Below are 2,942 nucleotides of genomic sequence, written 5' to 3'. Positions count from 1 at the left end.
GGCGACGTGCCGGCGCGCCGTTCCTCCGCGCCGCGCTGCCGTGAGCCGGCCATGACGCCCGCGCCGGCCCTCGTCGTCGCCGGCTGCTCGGCCGGCGGCCTGCGCGCGCTGCATATCCTGCTCGCCGGCCTCGCCGCGGATTTCCCGGCGCCGCTGATCGCGGTCTGCCATACCGGCTCGGAGGACGTCAGCGTGCTCTGCGAGCTGCTCGCGCGCAGCAGCGCGCTGCCGGTGCTGGAGGCGGCCGAACGAACGCGGCCGCTGCCGGGCCACGTCTACATCGCGCCGTCGGGCTATCACCTGCTCGTCGGCGAGGACGGCCGCTTCGCGCTGTCGGTGGATCCGCGCGTCGGATTCGCGCGCCCCTCGATCGACGTGCTGTTCGAGTCGGCCGCGGTCGCGCACGGCGACCGCGTCGCCGGCGTCGTCATGACCGGCGCCAACAGCGACGGCGCGCTGGGCCTGCAGCGCATCCGCGAGCGCGGCGGCCTGGCCGTCGTGCAGCATCCCGACGACGCCGAAGTCGACCTGATGCCGGCGGCCGCGCTGGCCCAGGCCGGTGCCGACTACTGCGTGCCGCTCGTGGACATCGCGCCGCTGCTGAACCGCCTCGTGCACGCGCCGCGGCGCTGACCGAACGCGAATCGGCGCCGACGGATTCGTCCGGCGCTCCGGGAGCCCGCGTGCGGGATCCGCAGCGAGCAGCGCGCCCCCTGCTCCGTCGCCGCGGAGATCGGGCGCCGCGTGCGCCGCGATGCGTTTCCTTATGTTGAATATTCTTACGAATATCCAAATAACGGCGGCAGGATGAAAGCGAGTAGCCGTGCGCAGCGCGGAAGCGTGGTCCGGCCCGATCGCCTCCCGCAACGATCGCCGGCAGGACCGCCGCGCGCCGCCGGGCCCGCTGCCGCCGGCCGCGGATTGCATAGCCCCGGCGCAGATCGCATGCTCGGCATCCCCGTCCGCCGCCGGAGTGCGCCATGACCCGCAAGACCAGCGCCGATTTCGATCCGCAGGTGCTCATCGATTTCGATGCCTACGTGCACGGTGCACTGAGCCGCCGCGGCTTTCTCGCGAAGATCGCCCGGTACGCCGGCGGCGCGCTCGCCGCGGAGCTGATCCTGCAGCAGCTGAGCCCGCAGTTCGCCGCGGCGCAACAGGTCGCCGACAGCGACGCGCGCATCACGACGCAGCGCACCGAATTTCCGTCGCCCGACGGCAACGGCACGGTCAAGGGCTATCTCGTCGCGCCGGCCAAGGCCGAGGGCAAGCTGCCGCTCGTGCTCGTCGTGCACGAGAACCGCGGGCTCAATCCGCACATCGAGGACATCGCACGGCGCCTCGCGCTCGAGGGCTTCGTCGCGTTCGCTCCCGACGCGCTCGCGCCGCTCGGCGGCTATCCCGGCGACGAGGACAAGGCGCGCGAGCTGTTCGGCAAGCTCGACCAGGCCAAGACCCGCACCGACTTCATCGCCGCGGCCGGCGCGCTGAAGACCCTGCCGCAGGGCAACGGCAAGCTCGGCGTGATCGGCTTCTGCTACGGCGGCGGCATGAGCAACGTGCTCGCGACCAAAGTACCCGAGCTCGCCGCCGCGGTGCCGTTCTACGGACCGGCGCCGAACCTCGAGGACGTGCCGGCGATCCGCGCCCCGCTGCTGCTGCACTTCGCCGACAAGGACGAGCGCGTCAACGCGACCTGGCCGCCGTACGAAGCCGCGCTGAAGGCCAACGGCAAGTCCTATACGGCGCACACCTATCCGGGCACCCAGCACGGCTTCAACAACGACACGACGCCGCGCTACGACGAAGCCGCCGCCAGGCTGGCCTGGAGCCGCAGCGTCGCGTTCCTGCACGAACGCCTCGCCTAGTCTCCTGTTCCGCAAATACGTCGAAATTCTGAGAGATCGCCCCGGGACCCGGCACCGGAAGTAGTCGTCGCCAGGTCAGCGCAACCATCGGCAACGACGTATCGCGGCGAAAGACCCAGGAATCGTTCGATGGTCATTGGCGGGACGTGGCACTAGCGCGCGGGCTCGCCGAGCAGCGCGAGCAGCAGGCGGCGGTGGGCGTGGCGCGTCGGCGCCGTCGCGGCCTCGTCGAGATCGTCGCCGAACACCAAGTGCTGCATCAGCGCGTGCAGTACCGGCGAATAGGCCAGCTCGATGCGCTCGCCAAGGCCGTCGGCGCCGCCGAGCCGCGCAAGCAACGGCTCGTGCGCCTGCAGGTGCGGCCAGAGCATGCCGCTGCGCCAGGCGCGCACGAGTTGCGGCACGCGGCTGCCCTCGCTGATCAGCAGCCGGAAGATCGCCGCGACGCCGGGATCGCGCAGCCGCGCGTACGCGCGATCGAGGAAGCGGTCGACTGCCGCCTCGAGGCCGGCCTGATCGCGCAGTTCCCGGTACGGCTCGTCGACGGTCGGCGCGCGCAGCAGCTTGTTGAGCAGCGCTTCGAAGATCGCCTCCTTGCTCGCGTAGTGGGTATAGACGCCGGCCTTGGACAGACCGGCGCGATGCGCGATGTCCTCGATGCGCGCGGCGGCATAGCCGTGCGCGGAAAACTCCGCCAGCGCCGCGTCGAGGATCAGCTCGCAGCGCTGCGCGGGCGCGAGCCGGACGCGTTTGCGGACCACCGTTGCGTTCATGCGTTCTCCGCCGCGCGAGCGGCGCCATCTCGTGATCCGCAGTCTGCTAACGACCTGCCGGTCGTTAGTTGATCTCGATCAAGAAGCCGCCCCGGCAGCGCGGCCGATACTGCGTCGCAACAGGATTGCGGGATATCGGACGATGCTGCAGCCGCAGGCCGGGCAGAAACGCATGCCGGGCACCTCTCCTTCGCCGCTGCCGGAGCAAATCGTCCGGCACGCCGCCGCCGTGCTCGCGGCGGCGCTGGCGGTCGTGCTGGCCGGCTGCGTCCCGGCGCTGCCGCGCACCGATCCGCCGGCG

3 protein-coding genes are annotated in these 2,942 nt (G+C 71.5%); 2 read left to right on the top strand and 1 reads right to left on the bottom strand.

Features of this window, described 5'->3' with window-relative positions; genetic code table 11:
• On the top strand, positions 1-633 hold a 633-nt coding region (locus NON22_RS22655; protein WP_425508020.1), incomplete at its 5' end, for a chemotaxis protein CheB.
• Positions 634-980: 347 nt separating this feature from the next.
• Complete coding sequence (locus NON22_RS22650; RefSeq protein ID WP_257389256.1) at positions 981-1,868, top strand: dienelactone hydrolase family protein; 888 nt, start codon at positions 981-983, stop codon at positions 1,866-1,868.
• Between the two features lie 152 nt (positions 1,869-2,020).
• Here NON22_RS22650 and NON22_RS22645 read toward each other — a convergent pair whose 3' ends face one another.
• Positions 2,021-2,641, bottom strand: coding sequence for a TetR/AcrR family transcriptional regulator (locus NON22_RS22645; protein ID WP_257389255.1), 621 nt, complete (start codon positions 2,639-2,641; stop codon positions 2,021-2,023).
• Between the last annotated feature and the right edge of the window lie 301 nt (positions 2,642-2,942).

The organism is Tahibacter caeni (assembly GCF_024609805.1).
In the GTDB taxonomy this organism is placed as follows: Bacteria; Pseudomonadota; Gammaproteobacteria; order Xanthomonadales; family Rhodanobacteraceae; genus Tahibacter; species Tahibacter caeni.
The sequence above is the reverse complement of the archived record's forward strand: the minus strand, read 5'-3'. Positions and strand labels throughout refer to the sequence as shown.